Below are 3234 nucleotides of genomic sequence, written 5' to 3'. Positions count from 1 at the left end.
GGGCACGGCGTCGAGACGGGGCTCTTCGCTGGTGACCTGGTGGACGATCGCGGGAACGCTGGGGGCGTCGAATGGCCCGGCACCGGTGGCGGCGAACGCGAGGACACAGCCCAACGCGAACACGTCGCTCGCCGGGGTGGCGCGATCGGAGGTGATCTGCTCCGGGGACATGTACGCGTACGTCCCCGCGGCGGCAGCGGTGAGCGTGCTGGCGTCCGCGGCCCGCGAGGTCCCGAAGTCGATGATCTTTGGTCCCTCGTTGGTCAGGATCACGTTGCCGGGCTTGAGATCCCCGTGGACGAGGCCGCGACGGTGAATGTCGACCAGTCCCCTTGCCAGCCGGATCCCCAGATCCCGAAGTTCGTAGGGTCCGAGTGGTCCGCGCTCGGACACGCGCTGGTACACCGACGCCCCGGGGAGGTACTCGGTGGCCAACCATGGCGGGTCCGCGCTCGCATCGCCATCCATAATGGATGCGACGTGGAGACTGTCCACCGTCCGCGCGGTGTCCACTTCGCGCGCGAAGCGGCCGCGAAACTCGGGTTCGTCGGCGAGTTCGGGCTTCAGCAACCTCACCGCCACCCGTTGCCCCGACTCGGCGATGCCGAGGAACACCTGCCCCTTCCCGCCCGCGCCCAGTCGGGACTCCAACCGGTATGGACCGATCTGGCGCGGATCACCGCCCCGTAGCTCCGTCACTTGCGACCGTCCACTTTCGATCAGAATGAGATTCGCATATATAGAACTCACCATAGTGGCAGGTGGGCGTCGAAGACTCATGGGTGCTCCGGGCGGGTGGAACGGCCCACCCCGATGGAGCTCAGACCCTCAGCCACACCTTTCCCGTGGTGCGACGGTCCTTCATGTCCTGATGCGCCTGGCGCGCGTTGTCCAAGGCGTACTCGCTGGACACCAGGGGCCGCAACGTCTGGTCGCCCACCATCGCGAACATCCGCCCCAGCGGCTCCTCCAGGTATCCGGGCAGGTCCAGCAGCGGGCGAATCCAGAACCCGATCAGCGCGGCGTTGTTCTCGGCGAGATCGTCGGGGTTGAACAGCGGACGCGGTTCCCCCGAGGCGTTGCCGTAACTCACCAGGCGGCCCAGCGGGGCCAGCGCCTTCGCCGCGATCTCCTGCAGCGCACCGCCGTTGGCGTCCAGGATCACGTCGGCACCGAGCCCGTCGTTGGCGGCGCGAATCCGCGCGGGGTAGTCGTCGGCCTCGTCGGACACCGCGACGTCGGCACCCAGCTCCACCGCCAGCCGCCGCTTGTCCTGCGTGGACGCCACCGCGATCACCCTGCCCGCGCCCAGCCCCCGGGCCAACTGCACCGCCAGCGAACCCACGCCGCCCGCAGCGGCGTGCACCACCACCGTCTCCGCGGGGGCGAGCCGCGCCGCGCTCGCCAGCATGTGCCAGGCGGTGAGGCCCTGCACCAGCACCGCCAGCGCCGAGCCGTCGTCGACGCCGTCGGGGACGTCGACCGCCAGGTGCGCATGGACAGCGGCCCGCGACGCGTAGCCCCCGCCGCCGCTGGTCAACGCCGCGACCCTGCGGCCGTCGGCGGTGCGGCCCACCACCTCGCTGCCCGGGATGTGCGGCAGGGCCTTCGGCTTGGCGTACTCGCCCGACACCTGCTCGATGTCGGCGAAGTTCACGCCCGCGGCGGTGACGTCCAGCAAGAGCCTGTCGCCGTCGGCGGCGGGATCGTCCCGCTCCACCAGGTCGAGCACCTCGGGGCCGCCGAAGCGGTCGAACTGTATGGCACGCATGGTTTCTCCTTCATGTCGTCGAGGCCGTAAGCCTAGGAACGCCCGCCGCGATTGTGCAGGTCAACGCGCTCATGCTCCGGCGTTTTCCATGAGCGGCGTTCATGGACGGCGAAACTTCCGTGCGCCGCGCCGCGGCGGCTGATAGCGTTCGCCGCGCCCACGCCCCGCCCCGCGAAGGAGCCACCGTGCCCGACGTCCGCGAGATCGACCCGCACGACGAGGACGCGCTGCGCGCCTGGTACCGGGCCTGCCGCGCCGGGTCGGTCGCCGAGCGCACCGCGCCGCTGGTGTTCGCCTACGAGGAGGTGCGTGCCTCCCTGCGCAACCCGAAGCCCACCGCGCTGCGCCGGGTGTTCGGCTCCTTCGACGGCGACACCCTGGCGGGGGCGCTGCGGCTCGACCTGCCGCTGCGGGAGAACCGCGACCTGGCCGACTGGACGCTGGCCGTCCCGCCCGAGCACCGCCGCCGGGGCCACGGCGGTGCGCTGTTCGCGTTCGGGCAACGCTTCGCCTCCGAGCACGGCCGCACCGTCCACGACGCCGAGGTGGACGTGCCACGGGGCCGCGCGCTCGACGAACACCCCGGTTCCCGTTTCGCGCTGCGGCACGGCTTTGCCAGCCGGCACCGCGAGGACCGCCTGGTGCTGGAGCTGCCCGTCCCGCCGCCAAGGCTGGATGCGTTGCGCGACAACGGCACGGGATACGACTTCGTCTCCTGGGTCGGCGCCTGCCCCGACGAGCACGCCGAGGACTTCGTGCGGATGCGCAACATCATGGAGCACGACGTGCCCACCGGCGAGGCCGTGAAGGAGGCCAAAGTGTGGACCGCCGAACGCCTGCGCGACAGCGAAGAGTCCCTGGCGGCGCAGGGCTTCACCACCGTTATCACCGCCGCCCGCCACCCCGAACACGGCTTCTGCGGCTACAGCCTCATGTTCGTGCCCGCCCACACCCCCGGCGAGGTCTACCAGGACGACACCCTGGTGGTGCGCGCCCACCGCGGGCACCGCCTCGGCGGCGCGATGAAGACGCGCAACTCGACATCCTGCGGCGCGACCATCCCGACCGCCGACGGGTGCACACCTGGACGGCGGGCGACAACGCCCCGATGCGCAAGGTCAACGCCGACTTCGGGTTCGCCGTCGTCGAGACCATGCACGAGTTTCAGCGCGCCGACGCCGCGGCGTAGGGCGCTAGGGTTCGCTGGTGACCTCCGACCCGCAACCCGCCGAGCTGCGCGTGATCGACGCGGTGGCCCGCGCCGGGAGCTTCTCGGCCGCCGCGACCGAGCTGGGCCTCACCCAGTCGGCGGTGTCGCACGCGGTACGCGCCGTGGAGCGCAAGCTCGGCGCCGTGCTGTTCGAGCGGGGCCGCCGGGGGGCGAGCCCGACGGCGGCGGGGGAGCGCGCCGTGGTGCACGCGCGGGGCGTGCTGCGGCTGTTGCACGTGCTCCAGGTCGACAC

The 3234-nt window shown here is 71.6% G+C and carries 3 protein-coding genes; 1 reads left to right on the top strand and 2 read right to left on the bottom strand.

The genetic code is table 11. The features are described 5' to 3' along the window. Both VE172_RS14915 and VE172_RS14910 read right to left on the bottom strand, forming a co-directional pair. A partial coding sequence (locus VE172_RS14915; protein WP_324802715.1) for a serine/threonine-protein kinase occupies positions 1 to 699 on the bottom strand: 699 nt, incomplete at its 3' end. Positions 700 to 820: 121 nt separating this feature from the next. Continuing rightward, positions 821 to 1771 carry a quinone oxidoreductase family protein gene (locus VE172_RS14910; protein ID WP_324802714.1) on the bottom strand — a complete coding sequence of 317 codons (951 nt, stop codon included), beginning with the start codon at positions 1769 to 1771 and terminating at the stop codon, positions 821 to 823. 1203 nt (positions 1772 to 2974) lie between these two features. Here VE172_RS14910 and VE172_RS14900 point away from each other — a divergent pair. After that, on the top strand, positions 2975 to 3234 hold a 260-nt coding region (locus VE172_RS14900; protein WP_349258391.1), incomplete at its 3' end, for a LysR family transcriptional regulator.

This window comes from Stackebrandtia sp. (genome assembly GCF_035643755.1).
Taxonomy (GTDB): Bacteria; Actinomycetota; Actinomycetes; order Mycobacteriales; family Micromonosporaceae; genus Stackebrandtia.
Note: the sequence above shows the minus strand (reverse complement) of the source record. Positions and strands in the feature narration are given on the sequence as shown.